17 protein-coding genes are annotated in these 17,764 nt (G+C 71.4%); 12 read left to right on the top strand and 5 right to left on the bottom strand.

Going from position 1 to position 17,764, the window contains the following annotated elements; genetic code table 11:
* Window positions 1–253 precede the first annotated feature (253 nt).
* From ABZ374_RS05620 to ABZ374_RS05610, 3 genes are read left to right on the top strand one after another with little or no spacing between them, the layout of a single operon-like run.
* A complete protein-coding gene (locus tag ABZ374_RS05620) occupies window positions 254–3,454 on the top strand; it encodes a type 2 lanthipeptide synthetase LanM family protein (RefSeq protein WP_360306522.1) in 3,201 nt (1,066 codons plus the stop codon).
* Window positions 3,451–5,751 carry a peptidase domain-containing ABC transporter gene (locus tag ABZ374_RS05615; protein ID WP_360306519.1) on the top strand — a complete coding sequence of 767 codons (2,301 nt, stop codon included), beginning with the start codon at window positions 3,451–3,453 and terminating at the stop codon, window positions 5,749–5,751. The genes ABZ374_RS05620 and ABZ374_RS05615 overlap by 4 nt, the downstream gene beginning before the upstream one ends.
* A gap of 16 nt (window positions 5,752–5,767) precedes the next feature.
* On the top strand, window positions 5,768–5,980 hold the full coding sequence (locus ABZ374_RS05610; protein WP_360306516.1) for a mersacidin/lichenicidin family type 2 lantibiotic: 213 nt from the start codon (window positions 5,768–5,770) through the stop codon (window positions 5,978–5,980).
* A 58-nt stretch (window positions 5,981–6,038) separates the two neighbouring features.
* Here the strand turns inward: ABZ374_RS05610 and ABZ374_RS05605 are convergent, their stop codons facing one another.
* Genes ABZ374_RS05605 through ABZ374_RS05595 form a run of 3 tightly spaced genes read right to left on the bottom strand, consistent with a single transcriptional unit; the run spans window position 6,039 to window position 8,934 of the window.
* On the bottom strand, window positions 6,039–7,712 hold the full coding sequence (locus tag ABZ374_RS05605; RefSeq protein ID WP_360306513.1) for an acyl-CoA dehydrogenase family protein: 1,674 nt from the start codon (window positions 7,710–7,712) through the stop codon (window positions 6,039–6,041).
* Entirely contained in the window at window positions 7,703–8,350 is a 648-nt protein-coding gene (locus tag ABZ374_RS05600) for a TetR family transcriptional regulator (RefSeq protein WP_360306510.1), read from the bottom strand. Before ABZ374_RS05600 ends, ABZ374_RS05605 begins: the two co-directional genes overlap by 10 nt.
* A gap of 32 nt (window positions 8,351–8,382) precedes the next feature.
* Entirely contained in the window at window positions 8,383–8,934 is a 552-nt protein-coding gene (locus tag ABZ374_RS05595; protein WP_360306507.1) for a CGNR zinc finger domain-containing protein, read from the bottom strand.
* A 47-nt stretch (window positions 8,935–8,981) separates the two neighbouring features.
* On the opposite strand from ABZ374_RS05595, the gene ABZ374_RS05590 reads away from it, so the two are divergent.
* The gene (locus ABZ374_RS05590; RefSeq protein WP_360306504.1) at window positions 8,982–9,998 is read left to right on the top strand and encodes an EamA family transporter; all 1,017 of its coding nucleotides are present in this window, start codon (window positions 8,982–8,984) and stop codon (window positions 9,996–9,998) included.
* Here ABZ374_RS05590 and ABZ374_RS05585 read toward each other — a convergent pair.
* Both ABZ374_RS05585 and ABZ374_RS05580 read right to left on the bottom strand, forming a co-directional pair.
* Window positions 9,943–10,128 carry a DUF397 domain-containing protein gene (locus tag ABZ374_RS05585; protein WP_360306501.1) on the bottom strand — a complete coding sequence of 62 codons (186 nt, stop codon included), beginning with the start codon at window positions 10,126–10,128 and terminating at the stop codon, window positions 9,943–9,945. The genes ABZ374_RS05590 and ABZ374_RS05585 overlap by 56 nt on opposite strands.
* 107 nt (window positions 10,129–10,235) lie before the next feature.
* The gene (locus ABZ374_RS05580) at window positions 10,236–10,658 is read right to left on the bottom strand and encodes a nuclear transport factor 2 family protein (protein WP_360306498.1); all 423 of its coding nucleotides are present in this window, start codon (window positions 10,656–10,658) and stop codon (window positions 10,236–10,238) included.
* A gap of 202 nt (window positions 10,659–10,860) precedes the next feature.
* On the opposite strand from ABZ374_RS05580, the gene ABZ374_RS05575 reads away from it, so the two are divergent.
* From ABZ374_RS05575 to ABZ374_RS05540, 8 genes are all read left to right on the top strand, one after another.
* Window positions 10,861–11,493: a helix-turn-helix domain-containing protein gene (locus ABZ374_RS05575; RefSeq protein WP_360306495.1), complete on the top strand. Its 633-nt coding sequence runs from the start codon at window positions 10,861–10,863 to the stop codon at window positions 11,491–11,493.
* A gap of 129 nt (window positions 11,494–11,622) precedes the next feature.
* Window positions 11,623–12,114, top strand: coding sequence for an indole-3-glycerol phosphate synthase (locus ABZ374_RS05570; protein WP_360306492.1), 492 nt, complete (start codon window positions 11,623–11,625; stop codon window positions 12,112–12,114).
* Window positions 12,115–12,208: 94 nt separating this feature from the next.
* Window positions 12,209–13,231 carry a hypothetical protein gene (locus ABZ374_RS05565; RefSeq protein ID WP_360306490.1) on the top strand — a complete coding sequence of 341 codons (1,023 nt, stop codon included), beginning with the start codon at window positions 12,209–12,211 and terminating at the stop codon, window positions 13,229–13,231.
* A 701-nt stretch (window positions 13,232–13,932) separates the two neighbouring features.
* Complete coding sequence (locus ABZ374_RS05560) at window positions 13,933–15,240, top strand: ATP-binding protein (protein ID WP_360306487.1); 1,308 nt, start codon at window positions 13,933–13,935, stop codon at window positions 15,238–15,240.
* Window positions 15,237–15,638 (top strand): roadblock/LC7 domain-containing protein, encoded by a 402-nt coding sequence (locus tag ABZ374_RS05555; RefSeq protein WP_360306484.1) that lies wholly within the window; start codon window positions 15,237–15,239, stop codon window positions 15,636–15,638. Before ABZ374_RS05560 ends, ABZ374_RS05555 begins: the two co-directional genes overlap by 4 nt.
* On the top strand, window positions 15,635–16,003 hold the full coding sequence (locus ABZ374_RS05550; RefSeq protein WP_360306481.1) for a DUF742 domain-containing protein: 369 nt from the start codon (window positions 15,635–15,637) through the stop codon (window positions 16,001–16,003). Before ABZ374_RS05555 ends, ABZ374_RS05550 begins: the two co-directional genes overlap by 4 nt.
* Window positions 15,984–16,592: an ATP/GTP-binding protein gene (locus ABZ374_RS05545; RefSeq protein WP_360306477.1), complete on the top strand. Its 609-nt coding sequence runs from the start codon at window positions 15,984–15,986 to the stop codon at window positions 16,590–16,592. The genes ABZ374_RS05550 and ABZ374_RS05545 overlap by 20 nt, the downstream gene beginning before the upstream one ends.
* 158 nt (window positions 16,593–16,750) lie before the next feature.
* The coding region (locus tag ABZ374_RS05540; protein WP_360307167.1) for a cytochrome P450 at window positions 16,751–17,764 on the top strand (1,014 nt) is incomplete at its 3' end.

The following is a 17,764-nucleotide window of genomic DNA, read 5'->3' as shown; positions in this document are numbered from 1 at the left end:
CGCATCGGGCGACGTGGGGCACAAGTCGCCTCGGCCGCCCCGGCTCGTCGCCCCTGCGGGTGCCGCCGAGCGTCGCGCACAGGCTCAGGGCTCGGGACTCAGCACGCGGGGCTCAGGACCCAGGGCTCACCTTCGGGTGATCTTCGGTCACCGTCGGTGCAGTTTTTTGTTGACTGGACAGCCATCCAATTGAAAACATGAGCCCGCGCATCGGGCTGGTGCGTCTGTGACCGTTGGCGCCTGGGGGGCCCTCATGCCGGATGTCACCGTCTCGTCCCACGCACCGCACGGGTTGCCCGTGTTGGGCGCTCCGGCGTGGGCGCGGGCGTTGAATCTGGTCGAGCGCGCGGCGCTGGGCGGCGAGGCCGCCGGGAACGCCGAGAAGCGGGCGCTCCGCCGACTGGCACGCTGGCGCGGCGCCGACCCGGGATGGTTGACGGAGCGGTTGGCGCTGCTCGGTGACGGGTGGGACGAGGCCGGGTTGTTCGCGCTGTTGGCCGAGCCCACCGAGCAACTGGCCGACCGGGCCGGGCGGGTGCCCCAATGGTGGCAGGCCCTGGAACGGGTGCTGGACCGGGACGAACCGGCGTGGGACCCCGCGCAGGGTTGGCGCGGCGGGGTCGTGTCGATCGTGCGCCCCTTCGTGGCCGACGCACTTGACCGGCTGCGCGCCGAGTTGCCCCCGCAGAGCGCGGACGCGTTGTGCGGCGACATCGGCGAGGCGCTGAGCAGGTCGCTCGTGGTGGCCGCGTTGCGCACGCTGGTCCTGGAACTCAACGTGATGCGGGTCGGCGGCCGCCTCCCCGGGGACACCTCGGGGGAACGCTTCGGGTCGTTCGTCGAGAAACTCGCCACCCGGGCCGGACGCGAGGCGTTGTTCTTCGAATACCCGGTCCTGGCACGGCTGTCGGCCCGGCGTACCGATCAGACGGTCACCGCCGTGACGGAGGTGTTCCGGCGTCTGCGGGCCGACCGCGAGGCGATCGGGTCCGCCCTGTTCGGCGGGCGGGACATCGGAGACCCCGTCTCGATCGTGCTCGGTGGTGGGGACACCCACGGGGGTGGCCGGGCGGTGGCCGTGTTGCGGTTTCGGGGTGGGGAGCGGCTGGTCTACAAGCCGCGGCCGATGGGGGTGCACGTCCGCTTCCGCGAGGTGTTGGCGTGGTTCGACGAGCGGATCGGCGGGATGGGACTGCGGGTTCCCGCCGCGCTGGATCGTCTCGCGTACGGGTGGATCGAGTTCGTCGAGCCCGCCGAGTGCCGCTCGGCTGCCGAAGTCGGGGACTACTACCGGCGGTTGGGTGCCCTGCTGGCCCTGCTGCACGCGGTCGAGGGCGCCGATTTCCACTACGAGAACCTGATCGCGCACGGTGCGCAACCGGTGCTCCTGGATCTGGAGGGGCTGCTGCATCCGCACCGGCTGCTCGGCGTGGACGACCGGGATCCGGCGGCCGAGGTGCTGATGTCGTCGGTGTTGCGGGTGGGGCTGCTGCCCATCGTGCTGTCGGGCGAGCTCGGCGAGTTGGACATGGGCGGGGTCGGTGGGGATCGCGGCGCCGCGCTGCCGTTCGCGGCGCCCGACTGGGAGGATCTGGGCACCGACACGATGCGCCTGGTGCGGACCCGATCCGTCTTCGAAGGCGCGGACAACCGGCCGACGCTGGCCGGCGGTCCGGCCGAACCGACCGACTACGTGCATGAGTTGGTCGAGGGGTTCCGCGCCGGGTACGGCGTCCTCGCTCGATGTCGTGACGAACTGCTGGGCGATAGCGGATTGTTGGCGAGATTTGCCGGGATGCAGGTGCGGGCGATCCTGCGACCGACCCAGGTCTACGCGACGCTGTTGGACGAGGGCACCCATCCGGATCTGCTGCGGGATGCGCTGGATCGGGATCGTTTCCAGGACTTCCTGTGGGCACTGTCGCGACCGGACCCGCAGTTCGCCCGCCTCGTGCCCTACGAACAGGCGGATCTGTGGGAGGGCGACGTGCCGATCTTCGGTGCCCGGCCGGACTCGCGTGATCTGTGGACCGGCCGGGGCGAGCGGCTCGCGGGCTACTTCGCGCAGAGCCCGCTGGAACGTGCCCGGGCCAAACTGGCCGGCTTCGGTCCGGCCGACCGGGACCGCCAGGAGTGGGTGATCCGGGCCTCCCTGGCCACCCGGCCCAAGGTCGGGGCGGTCGAGCGAACATACGACCGCACCTGCCCGGCGACGACCGAAAACCGTCCCTCGGCCGCCCCCGCCGCGGCCGCGTGCCTGGAGTCGGCCGCCCGGATCGGCGACCGGCTGGCCGCCTCGGCGATCCGGCAGGGGGATCGGGTCTCCTGGTTGGGGCTCACCCGGATCGGGGACTCCGGCTGGCAGGTGGCGCCGACGGGCGGCGGTCTGTACGACGGTGCCGTCGGCATCGCGGTGTTCCTGGCCAGGCTCGGCGCGCTCACCGGCGAGCGACGTCATCTCGACCTCGCGGTCCGGGCGTTGTGGCAGTTGCCCCGGCTGCTCGACGGGCCGGCTGCGGCCCTCGGCGGCGCCGCCGGCTTCGCCGGGCTGCCCGGGGTGGCGTACGCATTGACGCACATCGGCGCGTGTGCGGGCGAGGATCGGGTGCCGCCGCCGGCCGACGTGGTCCGGCTGATCGCGCGGGGGTCGACCCGGGACGGCGCGTACTCGCCGGATGTGCTCGGCGGCGACGCGGGCACCATCGCAGCGCTCCTGGCCGTGCACGCGCGCACCGGCTCGGCGCAGGCGCTGGAGATCGCCCTGGACCGCGGCGCCCGGCTGATGACACGTGCCGAGGCCCGGGCCGAGGGCATCGCCTGGCGGCACGAGGCGCATCCGACTCCCCTGCTCGGGTTCTCGCACGGTGCGGCGGGCATCGGCTGGGCCCTGGCCAGACTCGCGGCGGTCACCGGTGACGGTGCGATGTGGGAGGCCGCGCTGGCCGCGTTCGCCTACGAACGTGCCGAATATCGGCCGGAGTGGCGCAACTGGCCCGATCATCGGCGCGACCCACGTGCCCCGGACGCGCCTCTCTCGCACATGTACGGCTGGTGCCACGGCGCGCCGGGCATCGGTCTGGCCCGGGCCGACGTCCTGGGCCTGCGGGAGATACCCGTGCTGCGCGAGGATCTGCGGCTCGCGTTGTCCGCGACCGTGCACGGCGCGCACGTCCCGACCGCGCACTGCCTGTGCCACGGCACGCTCGGCAACGCCGAACTCGTGCTCGCGGCCCGCGAACGCGGACTCCACGACGGTCCGGACCCGATCGCCTTCGCCGCGGCCGCGATCGGGGAGGACCCGCGCTGCGGTACCCCCGGGCACGTGGAGACCCCGGCGCTGATGACCGGCCTGGCCGGGATCGGCTACGGGCTGCTGCGCCTGGCGGACCCCGAGCGGGTGCCCTCGCTCCTGCTGCTCCGGCCGCCGCGGGAGAACCGCGGGAGCGTGCGGTGAGCACGTCGAACACTCCACTCGGCACGGTGCCGTCGCGCCACCGATCGGGGCTGCTGTTGCCGGCGATCGCGCGGTTGTTCACCTGGTTGCGGAGGCGGACCCGGCGGGTGCCGTTGCGCCAACAACTCACCGATACCGAATGCGGCATCGCCTGCCTGGCGATGATCGCCTCGTACTTCGGCCGGCACACCACCACCGCCGACGGCCGGCGACTGCTGGAGGCCGGACGCGACGGTCTCTCGGTCGGCCGGCTGATCGAGGTGGCCGGGGAACTCGGGCTGTCCGCACGGGTCGAGCGGGCCGAACCGGACCGACTGCCGCCGGGTCCGCTGATGTTGTTCTGGCGCAAACGGCATTTCGTGGTGTTGGAACGGCGCACGGCGAAATGGGCCTACCTCGCCGATCCGGCCGACGGACGCATGCGCGTCTCGCACCCGGAGTTCGCCGCCGACTACAGCGGCATCCACCTGCGCCTCACCCCGGCGCCCGGGTTCACCCGCCGGCTGGGACGGCCGCGCGACTGGCCGATGTCGCGCTACCTGCGGGACGTGCTGGCGGTGCCCGGCACCCGAAAGCCGATGGCGGCAATCCTGCTCGCCTCGGCCGCGCTCCAGGGCGTGGGCCTGGCCCTGCCGTTGGCCACCGCCTACGTGGTCGACACCCTGCTGCCGGACGGACGCCACGATCTGCTGCCGGTCCTGATCGCGGGCGTGGCGATCGTCGCGCTCGCCCAGGCGATCACGGCCCTGACCCGAGGCTGGGTCGTGGTGACGCTGCGCACCCGGGCCAACGCGGTGCTCACCCCCGGCTTCATGACCCATCTGCTGCGCCAACCGCTGCCGTTCTTCCTGCGCCGCTCGCGCGGCGACCTGCTGCTGCGCCTGGCCAGTGTCACCACGGCGCGCGAGGCACTGACCGGCCAGTTGCTCATGGTGGCGCTCGACGCGTCGATGCTCGGTTGCTATCTGATCGGGCTGGCCGTACTCGCACCCGAGTACGTCCTGGTCACCCTCGCCCTGGGCGGGCTGCAACTGGCCGTGATCATGGGCAGCTACGGTCGGCAGGGCAGACTCGCGCAGCGCGAACTCACCGCGATGTCCCGCGAACAGGGCTATCTGGTCGAGACGTTGGACGCCGTGTTGCCGGTGAAGGCCAACGGGGCCGAGGGCCGGGCGCTGCGCCGCTGGAGCGCCCTGTTCGAGGTGCACCAGCAGACGAGCCTGCGGCGCGGGCGCACCTCCGCCGCCGTGGACGCCGCGCTGGGCACGCTCCGGGTGATCTCGCCGCTGGTGCTGTTGACCGTCGGCGTCGGGCTGGTCCTGAACGGCGCGATGCCGGTCGGCGTGATGCTCGCCGCGAACGCCGTCGCCATCGCGGTACTGGAGCCGTTGAACTCGCTCGCCGGCGCCGGTCAGTCCCTGCAACTGGTCCGGGCACAGGTGGAACGCATGTACGACGTGCTGGACTCGGAGCCGGAGCGCGGCGGGGACGAACGGCTGCCCGGTCGCGGACCGATCGGTGTCGCGCTGACCGGGGTCACCTTCGGCTACGACCGCGAGGCCGCGCCCGTGCTGAGCGACATCTCGCTCGCGCTGCCCCCCGGACGCAAGATCGGGGTCGCCGGGCGCACCGGTTCGGGCAAGAGCACGCTGGCGCTGCTCGTGCTCGGACTGCTCCGGCCCGATCGGGGTGAAGTCCTGCTCTCCGGCGTGCCGTTGGAGCGGCTCGATCTGCGTGCGCTGCGGACGCACTGCGGTGCCGTGCTCCAGGACCTGTCCCTGTTCGACGGCAGCATCGCCGACAACATCGCGCTCGGCAGCCCGGAGTCGACCCGGTCCGAGGTGGAGCACGCGGCCGAACTCGCGGGCCTGCACGAGGACGTGCGGCGGATGCCGATGGGCTACGAGACGAACGTCGGCGAAGGCGGCGTGGCGCTGTCGGCCGGGCAGCGGCAGCGGGTCGCGCTGGCCCGCGCCCTGGTGCACCGCCCGCGGCTGCTGATCCTGGACGAGGCGACCAGCCACCTGGACCCGGCCACCGAACGCGCCGTCGACGCGGCGCTCAACCGGCTGGAGATCACCCGACTGGTCGTCTCGCACCGGCTGTCCGCGATCGAGAACGCCGACGAGATCCTCGTGCTCGACGCGGGCCGCATCGTCGAACGCGGCCGGCACCCCGAACTGCTCGCCCTGGGCGGGCACTACGCCGACCTGTTCGGCCCACATTCCACCGGAGCGCCGGCAACCCCGGCTCGCTCCGGAGGCGACGGCGCGACCAGCGCCGTTCTCACGCCCTGAGAAGGAAGGACCGTCCATGAGCAACCCGAACGACATCGACGAGCTGATCCGCGCCTGGAAGGACGAGGATCTGCGCGAGGAACTGCCCGGCGTCGTGCACCCGTCCGGTGACATCGACCTGACCATGATCTCCGGCGGCGACGTGCACACCGGCAAGTTCGCCCGGAGCACCTGGCTGCTGTCCGGCCCGCTCTGCGCGACCGTGTCCTTCGCGGCCGGTTGCTGGTAGCCGACACGCACGAAAGGCGGCCTCCCGGCACGGCGGGAGGCCGCCCCCGCTCCCCCGGTCAGTCCGTGCGTCCCGGCAACCGGTCCAGGATGGGGGCGAGGTCGAGGCCGGCGGGCAGGGTGCCGAAGGTCAGGCCGCGTTCGGGGGTCAGTCGGGAGGCGCAGAAGGCGTCGGCGACGGCGGTCGGCGCGTGCCGGACGAGCAGGGAGCCCTGGAGGACCAGGGCCATGGATTCGGCCAGCCGGCGGGCCTGCGGTTCGAGGTCCCGGGTCGGTACCAGTTCGTCGCGGAGCGCCCGCCAGGCGGTGTCCAGGCGGCTGTCGGCACCGGACGCGGCGTCGATTTCGGCGGCGAACGCGGCGAGCGACTCGGGTTCGCGGTGCAGGGTGCGCAGGACGTCCAAGGCCTGGACGTTGCCGGAGCCCTCCCAGATGCCGTTGAGCGGCGCGTCACGGTAGAGCCTGGGCAGGCCCGAGGCTTCGTCGTAGCCGTTGCCGCCCAGGCATTCCAGCGCCTCGACGACGGCCGCGGGCTGGCGCTTGCACACCCAGTACTTGGCCACCGCGATGGCCGTGCGCAGGAAGGCGCGTTCGTGCGTGTCGCCGCGTCGGGACCGGTCGACGGCGCCCGCGAGGCGCAGCGCGAGCGTGCTCGCGGCCTCCGACTCCACGCCCAAGTCGGCGATCACGTTGCGCATCAGCGGCTGGTCGATCAGCTTGCGGCCGAACACCGAGCGGTGCCGCACGTGGTGGGCGGCCTGGGCGAGGGCGGCCCGGGTGCCGGACGCGGAGCCGAGCACGCAGTCGAGCCGGGTCATGGTGACCATGTCGATGATGGTGCGCACGCCGTGGCCCTCGGCGCCGACCAACCACGCGACGGTGTCGTCGAACTCGGGTTCGCTGCTGGCGTTGCTGCGGTTGCCGAGCTTGTCCTTGAGGCGCTGGATGCGGAAGGTGTTGCGGCTGCCGTCCGGGAGCACCCGGGGCACCAGGAAGCAGGACAGGCCCCCGGGCGCCTGCGCGAGCACCAGGAACAGGTCGTTCATCGGGGCGCTGGTGAACCACTTGTGGCCGCGCAACCGCCAGGTGCCGTCGGCGTGTTCGGTGGCGGTCGTGGTGTTGGCGCGGACGTCGGTGCCGCCCTGCTTCTCGGTCATGCCCATGCCGGCGAGGAGGCCGCGCTTGGCCGCGGGCGCGCGCAGGCCCGGATCGTAATCGCGGCTGGTGAGCAACGGCTCGTAGAGCGCGGCCAGTTCGGGGGTGGCGCGGAGCGCGGGCACGATCGCGTAGGTCATCGAGACGGGGCAACCGTGCCCGGCCTCGGCGGTGGTCCACACCATGAATCCGGCCGCGCGGGCCACGTGCGCGCCCGGGCGCGGATCCGCCCAGGGGGCCCCGGCCAGGCCCTCGCGGACCGCGACGTCCAGCAAGTGATGGTAGGCGGGGTGGAATTCGACCTCGTCGATGCGGTTGCCGTAGCGGTCGTGCGTGCGCAGTTCCGGCTCGCAGCGGTTGGCCTGCTCCGCCCAGCGCTGCACCTCCTCGCTGCCCGCGAGCCGGCCGACCCGGTGCAGGTCCGCCTCGTACCACTGGGCACCCTCGCGTGCGATGCCCTCCAGCAGCACCGGATCGTCGGCGACGTCGTGTCCGACCAGCGGTGGGGCCTGGTTGCTCACCTCGTGGGTGCGCGCCGTGGGGTTGCTGCGCGGCGCGGGCGTTGCGGTCACGGGCATCGGGAACCTCCTGGATCGATCGGACGTGCGTCGACGCGGGCGCCCGCGCAGCGCAGGGACATCGCGGTCAATGCGGCCACGAGGTCCTCGACGGCCTCCTCGGCCGGTGCGGCCAGTGGGTCGATCAGCACCTCGCCGATGGCGCCGGTGAGGGCGGCGGCGGTGACCTCCGGGTCCTGGGCCGGCATCAGGCCGGCGGCCATGCCCTCGCGGACCACCTGCGCGAAGAGGTCCCGGTAGCGGCGGCGGAACTCCAGTCGTTGCTCGCCCACGGCGGGTTCGGCGGGTGCGGCCAGCAGTGCGTAGGCCAGGCCGCGGCGTTCCAGGGCGCGGCGGGCGAACACCGCGACGCCGTGCGCGAGCCGAGCCGCGGCGTCGCCGTCGCCGTCGTGCAGGACCCGGCCCAGGACCTCCAGTTCGCGCCCGGAGGCCCGGCGGAAGACCTCGACCGCCAAGGCGGCCTTGGACGGGAAGTGCTGGTAGACCGAGCCGGCCGAGATGCCCGCGGCGGCGGCCACCGCGGTCACCGAGGCGTTGGCCCAGCCCAGCTCGGCGACCACGGTGGTGGCCTGCTCGACCAGGTGCTCGCGGGCCGCGTTCAGGCGGTCGTGTTCGGCCGGTGTCTTGCGGTAGGCCATGCAAGCAGTGAACCACCATTCGGAGCTTCGGATCAAGGCCCGTCCGCTTGCCGCGCGCCGAGGCGGGCGCGGTAGGCGGCCACCGCGTTGCGGTTGGCGCACGTAGTGCTGCAATAGCGGCGGGAACGGTTGCGGGTGAGGTCCAGGACGATGCCCTCGCAGCCCTGGTCCGCGCACAGGAACAGCCGGGACGATTCGTCGACGCGCACCACGTCGGTCATCGCCATCGCGGTCTCCACGATCACCCGGGTGGCCAGCGGCGCGTCCGCGGAGACCGCGTGCAGATGCCAGTCCTGGTCGTCGTGCCGAACGAGCTGCGGGAGCGCGCGGGCCTCGGCGAGCATCGTGTTCACCAGGCTCGCGGCGTGCTCGCGGTCGGCGGTCAACAACTCCCGCAGCACGGGCCGCAACGCCCGAAGGCTCGCGAGTTCGGCGGCATCGCCGTCCCGGCGTCCGGTGTAGCCGTGCTCGGTGTACCAGGCCCGCAACTCCCGGACGGTGGTGAGGGTGTCCGACCCCCGCGCACTGTTGGTCAGCGCCACGGCTGCCTGGAGGGCGGACTCGGTGTCATGACCAAAAATCATTTTGACATCTTACATAGCGCCTCGTAATGTCATGGCCTATGACCCGTATGGCCGATGACGTGTCGCGCGTACGCACCTCCTCCGGCGCCCTCGGCGGCGGCCTCTTCCTCGCCGTCGTCTCCGCGGCGTCCTTCGGCCTGTCGGGATCGTTGGCCCGCGGGCTGCTCTCGTCCGGCTGGAGTCCGGGAGCGATCGTGCTGGCCCGGGTCGGCCTCGCCGCGCTCGTGGTGGCGCCGTTCGCGGCCGTGTCCCTGCGCGGCCGCGTTCGGCAACTGCGCGCGCAGGCGCACGTGGTGCTGGTGTACGGCGTATTGGGTTTGGCCGGAGCGCAGTTCTGCTTCTTCTCCGCGGTCGCCGAGATGGACGTCGCGCCGGCCTTGCTGATCGAGTACACCGCCCCGGCCGCCGTCGTGGTGTGGTTGTGGGTGCGCCGGGGCCAACGACCGCGCCCGTACACGCTGGCCGGCTCCGGCCTGGCCGCCGCCGGCCTGGTCCTGGCCGTCGACCTGCTCTCCGGCGCCGACCTGGCCTGGTCGGGCGTGGCCTGGGCGCTCGGGGCGATGGTGGGCCTGACGGCGTACTTCCTCATCTCGGCGGACACCGACACCGGCCTGCCGCCGGTGGCCCTGACCGGCGCCGGTCTCGTACTCGGCACCATCACCCTGCTCGCCCTCGCGGCCGTCGGACTGTTGCCGATGCACGCCACGCTCGAGCCGGCCGACTACACCACCGGCCGCGTGCCCTGGTGGTTGCCGGTACTCCTGCTCGGCCTGGTCACCGCCGCCCTGGCCTACACCACGGGAACCGCCGCGAGCCGCCGACTCGGCTCACGCACGGCCTCGTTCGTCGCCCTGTTGGAAGTCGTCGCCAGTGTCGGCTTCGCCTGGCTGCTGATCGACGAGACGCCCACCGCCGCCCGGACGGCCGGCGGCCTCCTGATCATCGGCGGCGTCGTCCTGGCTGGGCTCGACGACCGCCGACCCAGCGCGGCGGGGGCAAATGCCGCGCTCAGCCCCGCGATCGTCGGGTATCGGTCAGGAACGCGGTCCAGGTCGAGTCGGTGAAGGTGAGCCGGCGAGCGGCGGGCGAGAGCTTGGAATCGCCGACCTCGACGCCCTTCTCGCGCCGCAGCCGAGCTTCGACGCAGTTGCTCGTGGCGCTGTAACTGCTCTTGCGTCGCGGGAACTTGCTCACGGAAGCCTCCGATGGTCGAGCGGTTCGAGGTACACAATCACGTAGTTGCCCACGAACCACACCGCTCCAAGACCCGCGTCCCGCCGGCACCGCCGCGGCCGACCCGCCTACGACACGTCCCGGGCCCACACGCCGTCCAACGGCACCCGGCGGGCGTGGACCTTGCGGTGGCTGATTCGCCAGCCGTCGTCCGTGGTGACGACGGTGTCCTCGTACGTCACGCTGCCGCACGTGCCGTCGACGTTGATACCGAGGCCCTTGGAGCGGGCCGTCACCTCGGTGTCGGAGATCGGGGTCAGCACGATGTTGGTGACGTGGTGCGCGACGGGGTTGCCGGCACCGAGTGCGTGTGCGGCCCGACGGATGCCGTCGAGCCCCTCGATCGCGGCTCCGCCCAGGTCGGTGACGTCGTAGACGATGTCGGCGGTGAACAACTCGTCGAGGCGCAGGAGTTCGCCCGCGTCGATCAGGTGTCCGTGCAGGGCGATCAGGTCGGTGATGGTGACGCGGTCTTCGGCGTTCAGTGCCACGGTCGTTCCTCTCGCGGATGCGGTGAGCGGTCAGGGGTCACGGAGGTCACGGCGTCGAGGGGTCACGGGTCGAGGGGTCACGGGTCGAGGGGTCACGGGTCGAGGGGTACATGGGTGCATGCAATCGGGGAGTTCCCCGTTTTCCGAGTGCTAGGTTAACCGGGGAAGTCCCCGGTCGACCGTGAAGACAGGGCGGTGCGGCATGGCGGACACGGAAAACCCGGCAGCGGGGACACCGCGCCGCACCCGCGCCGACGCGGCCCGCAACGCCCGGCGGCTGGTCGCGGCGGCCAAGGAACTCTTCGACGCGCACGGCCCAGACGCGGCGCTCGACGACATCGCCAAGCGGGCCGGCGTCGGCAACGCCACGCTGTACCGGCACTTCCCCACCCGCAGCGAACTGCTCGCCGCCGTCTACGCGGACGAAGTCGCCGCGCTCTGCGAAAAGAGCACGGCACTCGCCCAGGCACCGACCCCACCCGCCGAGGCGTTGTTCGTCTGGCTCGGCGCCTTCATCGAACACGTCGCGGACAAACGCCCGCTGGCCCTGGCCGCCACCCACGACGCGGCGCACCAGCGCACCGAACTGTTCGACCGTTGGCACCGCAGTCTGCGAGCCGCAGCCGAGCCGCTCCTGATCCGGGCCCAGGCCGCCGGTGCCGTGCGCCGCACCGTCACGACCGACGACCTGCTCGCCGTCGCGGGCGGCCTGTGCATCGCCGGCGGCGGCGCCGACGAGGGCCGCCGCCTGCTGGGCCTGGTGCGCGAGGGCCTCGAAGTGCCCACGAACATCGCCCCCGATTCCGCCCTCGATACCGCCCTCGATACCGCCTGACCGAGACCGCGGCCGCTCGGGGCAACGCGCCGGGCACGAGGTTGCGGGAGCGCCGCCTCGCGAGCGGTCGGTGTCGGTATCGTTACTCTCCGTCCGCGCCGGTCCGGGTGCGCCGAGGGAAGGTCTGCCGTGTTCACGAGCGTCCTGATGGTCGAGCAACCGTTGTCCGCACTGGATGTCGAGTTCGTCACCGGCCTGCACGACGAGGCGATGTCGTTCGTCGTCCTGATGAACCCTCGGGGTGCGGAGGACCGACTCCTGCGCACCATCGACGATGTCGTGCTCGGAGAGTTGGAGGAAGCGGCCCACGAGGGTGACGAACCCGAGGGCCGGGACTCCCTGCGCCCCGCCGCGCTCGCACTGGAACACACCCTCCGGCTGCTGCGCGAGGCCGGCTCCGAGGCGGTCGGCCAGGTGGTAGAGGGCCACCCGCTGGACCTGCTGCGATCGGTGGTGGACCAGGTCGGCGCGGACGAGGTGATCGTGTTGACCGCCCCGCACCTGGTCGAGGAGTTCTTCCACCGGGACTGGGCCGCCCGGGCCCGGCACAAGGTGGGCGTCCCGGTGCTGAAGCTCTACGCCCACAGCGACGACGAGAACGAGGACGACGGGCAGGGGTGATCCGCCGGGCCCGGTCCACGGGAGACTCGAACGGGAAGGGCGGACCTTGACCACCCGACGGGAATTCCTCGGCGGCGCCGGCACCGTCGGCGCCGTGACGCTCCTCGGTAGCGCCCGCGCCTCGGGCGACCCGGGTCCGCCGGCGCAGCAACTCCGGGCCCGCAACGCGATCTTCGCCATCGACACGGACACCCGGGCGCACTACGACGCGCTCCGAGCCGAGCTGATCCGACATCTCGCCCCCGTCATCGTCGTCCAGAACGACTACCGGGGCGGCCGATACACGCTCGTCCACAACGCCGAACACGAATCCGTGCACCCGGTATCCGACGTCTTCGAGCTGGCCAAGTCGATCGCCCACGCGCCGCTGGGCATCCACTCGATCATCGCCCCCTACCTGAACCCCCGGATCCCGGATCGCCCCGGCTCGGCCCGCCGGGACCCGCACGACCTGGCCATGGTGGCCTTCAAGGACCCCGGAACGACCGGCTGGCAGGCCCCGCTCCAGTCCTTCGCCGACACCCTGGCCACCGCCCGCCGACAACTCGGCGACGCCCACCTGGCACCGGAGTTGGCAGCGGCGAGCACCCGGATCCTGGACAGGTCGCTCGCATTCGTCGACGCGTGCCTGCGCCGCCGCTCCGTCGACACGACGTCGTTCGAGAGCTACACGAGCCGGCTGACCGACGACATCGGCACCAACATCCAACACGCGGCACAGGCCCAGATCGAGGGCGTCGAGGCCCTGCTGACCCGCTGGCGGGAGCGAGTCGGCCCGGCGGATTGGCCCGGCCTGTACGTCGTCGTGTTGTCGATCTGGACGACCTCCGCCCTGAACCAGAACTCGATCATCATCAGGCGCTTCATGGACCCCGCAACGGCCGACTCGCACCTGATCGACCTGCCGACCGCCCAACCCCCCACCGACCCCGTCTTCGTCGCCCTCGACAACCTGGCCCGAATCGTCCAGGACAACGTCGCGGCGGAGGCGGTGTTCCCCGCGGACCACACCCTGGCGAACGCGTTGAAGGGCCCGGAGGACCTGATGGCCCAGGCAATCCTGTCCCGCCTCGCCTGCCCCCACCGAGGCAACACCACGACAAGCACCCCGCGATGAGACCCGGACGCCCGCCGGGACGGCCTGTTCGGCGGCTTCGTGCAAGGCCGGCAATCGACCCCGGGCCCCGGTGACAACACCCGACGCACCCGTGTCGGGCCTCGTGCCATTTCGGGAGGATCCGGGTGTGGGTCCGAATCCCCGGCATTCGTCGGGAAGTTGTGTCGATCGGGTCGCCAATGCGTGAACATCCTCACAACAACTTCCCCGCCTGTGCGTCGGCCGTGGATGTCGGGGTCCGCCGGTCGGGGTCTCGTGTCGCCGCCGATCTCGCGACCTGCCCGAAATTCGGTGGGTGCAATGGCCGCAATGCTCCGAATGACCGTTGGATTCAAGCCATTTCCCACGTTCGTCCGACCGGCGTTCCGAATATTCGTCCCCGCCGACGGGCGCATCGAATTCGGTCGCCATGGCTCGATATACCGGACATATAACTCGATCCCGGGAATGATCACCCACGTGTAGTCGACGTGAAAGAAGAAGTGTCGTCGTGCCCCGGAACGGGGAAGTCGACGCCACTACACTCGCTACGCCCCATCGACGAGAGAGCAGCGGAGAGTGATATGTGCAGCGGGCGGGTCGCGCACTCCGCGACACGCCGGACGGAGACCGCGTGGCGTGCCTCGCGTACCCGGTCGACGCCGAAATCGACTCGCTGCGCGTGCCGTTGCCCGCCTGATAGCGCGACGAGGACCGTGGGAATGAACTTTGTACAGGACCCCGCACTCTGGTACGGGGTGGCCGGCACCTGTGCCGCGGCCGTCTACGTGGCCCGCAGCCGAATAACCGTCAGGGACCTGAGGGAGAGGAATCGCCTGCTGGCCGAGGATGTGCGCATGCGCGACGACGAGATCGACAACGTCGTCCGGGTGTTGCTGCCGGCCCTGGTCGAGACCGGGGAACGACTGAAGGGATCGCTGCTCCGGCACGAGGAGTTGCGCGCCACCCCCTACGCGCAGGGCATCGAGACGGTCGTGGAGATGTTCACCACCGCCGTCGAGGACGCCCGCGATCGCGCCGACCATTCGGCCAAGAACGCGTTGAAGGCCGCCATGCGCACCCTCCAGGCGCTCGCCGGCGAACAGCAGGTGGCGATCTCCGACATGCAGAACAACTACGTCGACGCGCAACTGCTCCAGGATCTCCTGGCGATCGACCACATGAACTCGCAATTCGGCCGCCGGGCCCAGGTGATCGCCGCGCTCTGCGGCGGGTGGACCGGCCGCCAGCGCGCCGCCGCACCGCTGTACGACGTCATGCGCGGTGCGAAGGGTCGCATCCGCGACTACCTCCGGGTGGAGATCCGGATGCAGTCCAATGTCGCCGTCATCGGCCGAGCCGTCGAGCCGGTCGCCCTCGCGGTGGCCGAACTCCTCGACAACGCCGCCAGTTACTCCCCGCCGCACACCACGGTCGAGATCAACTTCCAGACCGTGCCCAACGGGGTGTGCATCATGGTCGACGACGCGGGCGTGGGCATGCACGAGGAGGCCCGGCAGAACGCGGCCCGCTACCTCGACGCCAGTGAGCCGGTCGGCATCACCCGGCTGGGCCACCCGCCCCAGTTCGGCTTCCCGGTGATCGGCATGCTCGCCGCCCAGTACGGCTTCACCGTGTCGGTGGACACCCGATCGCCCTACGGCGGCATGCGCGCGGTGGTGATGTTGCCCTCCGGGCTGCTCACCACCGCCGTCGACGCGGAGCCCGCCTCGGTGCCCGCGCAGCGTCGCGTCGCCCGCGTCCCGCGCGCCGGGACCGGCGAATCCCGGCCGGTCGCACCCGCGGCCGCCGCTCCCGTCGCCGACGAAGGAACCGCCGCCCTGGACGGAGAACTGCCCCAGCGCCGCCGCCGGGCCCCGCTGCCGGTCGACCGCACGCACCAACCGGCGCCGACGGACGCCCCCGACCGATCGGACGCGGAGACCGCGGGGCTGATGGGCGCGTTCCTGCGCGGAACCCGCTCCGGCCGCGTTCCCGATACAGACGACAAAGGGCAAGAAAACCGATGAACAACGAGCTGGCCTGGATACTCAACGACGCCCTCAAGGTCCCGGAGGCCCGGCACGCCATCCTGTTGTCCGCCGACGGGATATTGCGAGCGCACTCCGACGGGATATCCCGGGACGAAGCCGATCGGCAGGCCGCGGCGCTGTCCGGACTCCAGTCCATCAGCCGGAGCACGGCGGAGTTCATCGGCGATTCCGAGACGCCGTGGCGTCAGACCCTCGTCGAGTTCGGCGACGGCTTCATCTTCCTCGTGGCGGCCGGCCCCGGCGCCTATCTGGCTGTATCGGCCACGCAGAACGTGGACATGGAGATCATCACGTTCCGCATGCAACAGCTCGTGCGCCAACTCGGAAAGGAAATGACCAGCCCGCCCCGACGGAATGCGGACCATTCGGTATGACCAACGATCCCACGGCGAAATCCGATGCCCCGGACTTAGTCCGCCCCTACGTCATCACCCGCGGCCGCGGCCACCCGACCCGCGAGGGCCTGGACCTGGTCAGCCTGGTGATCGCGTTGCCGGGCGACGAGTCGCCGCACATCCTCGACCCCGAGAGCACCCGCCTGCTCGCCCTGTGCCGCGGCGGGATCCTCTCCGTCGCCGAGGTCGCCGGACACCTGCAACTCCCCATCGGCGTGGTCAAGGTATTGCTGTCCGACCTGATGGACACCGGCCTGGTGGCCACCCGCCGCCCCATCCCCAGCGCCGAGTTGCCCAAGACCCAACTGCTACAGGAGGTGCTGGATGGACTCGCCCGTCTCTAGCGGCGCCGGCACCGACGTCTACCTGGCCGACTCCGTCAAGGTCGCGGCGAAGATCCTGGTGGTCGGGCACTTCGCCGTCGGCAAGACGACCTTCGTCGGAACCATGTCGGAGATTCGCCCCCTCACCACCGAGGAGACGATGACGCAGGCCGGCGCACACATCGACGACCTGACGGGCGCGGGCCGCAAGACCACCACCACGGTGGCCCTGGACTTCGGCCGACTCACCCTCAGCGACCGACTCGTGCTCTACCTCTTCGGCACGCCCGGGCAGCAGCGTTTCGCCCAGGTGTGGAAAGACATGACGCTCGGCGCGCTCGGCGCCCTGGTCCTGATCGACCCCGAGCGCTTCGACCAATCCTTCGACGTGATCGGCCTGTTGGAGGAGTACGACGTGCCCTACGCCGTCGCCATCAACCGGTTCGACGGCGGCGTCGAACATCCCCTGGAGAAGCTGCGCGCCGCGCTCGACCTGCTGCCGGACACGCCGCTGGTCACCTGCGACGCCCGCGACCGCGCCTCCTCGACGGAGGCCCTGATGGCCCTCGTCCGCTACCTCCAGCTTCGGGCATCCAAGGAACTCGCGTGAACACTGGCCCATACGATCCGCCGGCCCCCTCGTCCGGCGGTCACCCCTCCCCGCCTCCGGGTTGCCCCGCGCACCACGCCGGCGGGGCCGTTCCCCTGTACGACAAGACGTTCTCCGCCGACCCGCGCGCCGTGTACGAAGACCTGCGCCGACAGGGCGTGGCGGCGCCGGTGGAATTGGCGCCCGGCGTCGAGGCGATGCTGGTCACCGACCACGCCGCCGCGCTGCGCGTCCTGCACTCCCCGGAGTTGTTCGCCAAGGACCCCCGACGCTGGCTCGCGCTGGCCGACGGCCGGGTTCCCGAGGACAGCCCGGTCGTGCCGATGATGATGTATCGGCCGAACTGTCTGTTCTCCGACGGCGCCGAGCACCTGCGGCTGCGCCAGGCGGTGACCGACAGCCTCGACCGGATCGACCCGTACCAGTTGCGCCGGTTCGTCGAACGCAGCTCGGACTACCTGGTCGACCAGTGGGCGGGCACCGGCACCGTCGACCTGCTGAACTCCTACGCCAAGACCCTGCCCCTCCTGGTGTTCAGCGAACTCTTCGGCAGCCCGCCCGAGTTGGGCGACCGCCTGGTGGCGGGCATCGCGGGCATCTTCGACGCCGTCGGGGACGCGGACGCGGCCAATCAGATGTTGACCGGAGCCCTGGTCGAACTCGTCGCGCTCAAACGCGAAGAGCCCGGCTCGGACGTCACCTCGTGGCTGATGGCGCACCCCAACCGGCTCACCGACGAGGAGATGATCCACCAACTCGTCATGCTGATGAGCGCCGGCACCGAACCACAGCGCAATCTGATCGCCAACGGACTGCGACTGATCCTCTCCGACGAGCGGTTCTCGGCCAGCCTGTTCGGCGGCGGAGCCTCCGTCGAGGACGCGCTCGACGAGGTGTTGTGGGCCGACCCGCCGATGGCGAACTACGCGGTGCACTATCCGGTGCGGGACGTCGACCTGGCCGGCGTCGCGCTCGGCCGGGGCACCCCGGTGGTGATCAGCTTCGCCGCCGCCAACAGCGATCCCGCACTGTTCGCGAACGGCCGTCGCCCGAGCAACCGTTCGCACCTGGCCTGGACTCTCGGACAGGAGTTCCTCGACCGCAGCCCGCTCGGTCGGTCCGTATGGCAGAGCATCGAGTACCCGGCGAATGAGTTTCGGGTGCCGCTCGTG

The organism is Embleya sp. NPDC005971, from assembly GCF_040629175.1.
GTDB lineage: Bacteria > Actinomycetota > Actinomycetes > Streptomycetales > Streptomycetaceae > Embleya.
The sequence above is the reverse complement of the archived record's forward strand: the minus strand, read 5'-3'. Positions and strand labels throughout refer to the sequence as shown.

Bases quoted from the DNA above. Each gene is read 5' to 3' on its own strand.
- ABZ374_RS05550 (WP_360306481.1), top strand. From the start codon at position 15,635: ATGACCAACGATCCCACGGCGAAATCCGATGCCCCGGACTTAGTCCGC.
- ABZ374_RS05560 (WP_360306487.1), top strand. From the start codon at position 13,933: ATGAACTTTGTACAGGACCCCGCACTCTGGTACGGGGTGGCCGGCACC.
- ABZ374_RS05605 (WP_360306513.1), bottom strand. From the start codon at position 7,712: ATGCCCGTGACCGCAACGCCCGCGCCGCGCAGCAACCCCACGGCGCGC.
- ABZ374_RS05600 (WP_360306510.1), bottom strand. From the start codon at position 8,350: ATGGCCTACCGCAAGACACCGGCCGAACACGACCGCCTGAACGCGGCC.
- ABZ374_RS05575 (WP_360306495.1), top strand. From the start codon at position 10,861: ATGGCGGACACGGAAAACCCGGCAGCGGGGACACCGCGCCGCACCCGC.
- ABZ374_RS05620 (WP_360306522.1), top strand. From the start codon at position 254: ATGCCGGATGTCACCGTCTCGTCCCACGCACCGCACGGGTTGCCCGTG.
- ABZ374_RS05555 (WP_360306484.1), top strand. From the start codon at position 15,237: ATGAACAACGAGCTGGCCTGGATACTCAACGACGCCCTCAAGGTCCCG.
- ABZ374_RS05595 (WP_360306507.1), bottom strand. From the start codon at position 8,934: ATGATTTTTGGTCATGACACCGAGTCCGCCCTCCAGGCAGCCGTGGCG.
- ABZ374_RS05545 (WP_360306477.1), top strand. From the start codon at position 15,984: ATGGACTCGCCCGTCTCTAGCGGCGCCGGCACCGACGTCTACCTGGCC.
- ABZ374_RS05590 (WP_360306504.1), top strand. From the start codon at position 8,982: ATGGCCGATGACGTGTCGCGCGTACGCACCTCCTCCGGCGCCCTCGGC.
- ABZ374_RS05610 (WP_360306516.1), top strand. From the start codon at position 5,768: ATGAGCAACCCGAACGACATCGACGAGCTGATCCGCGCCTGGAAGGAC.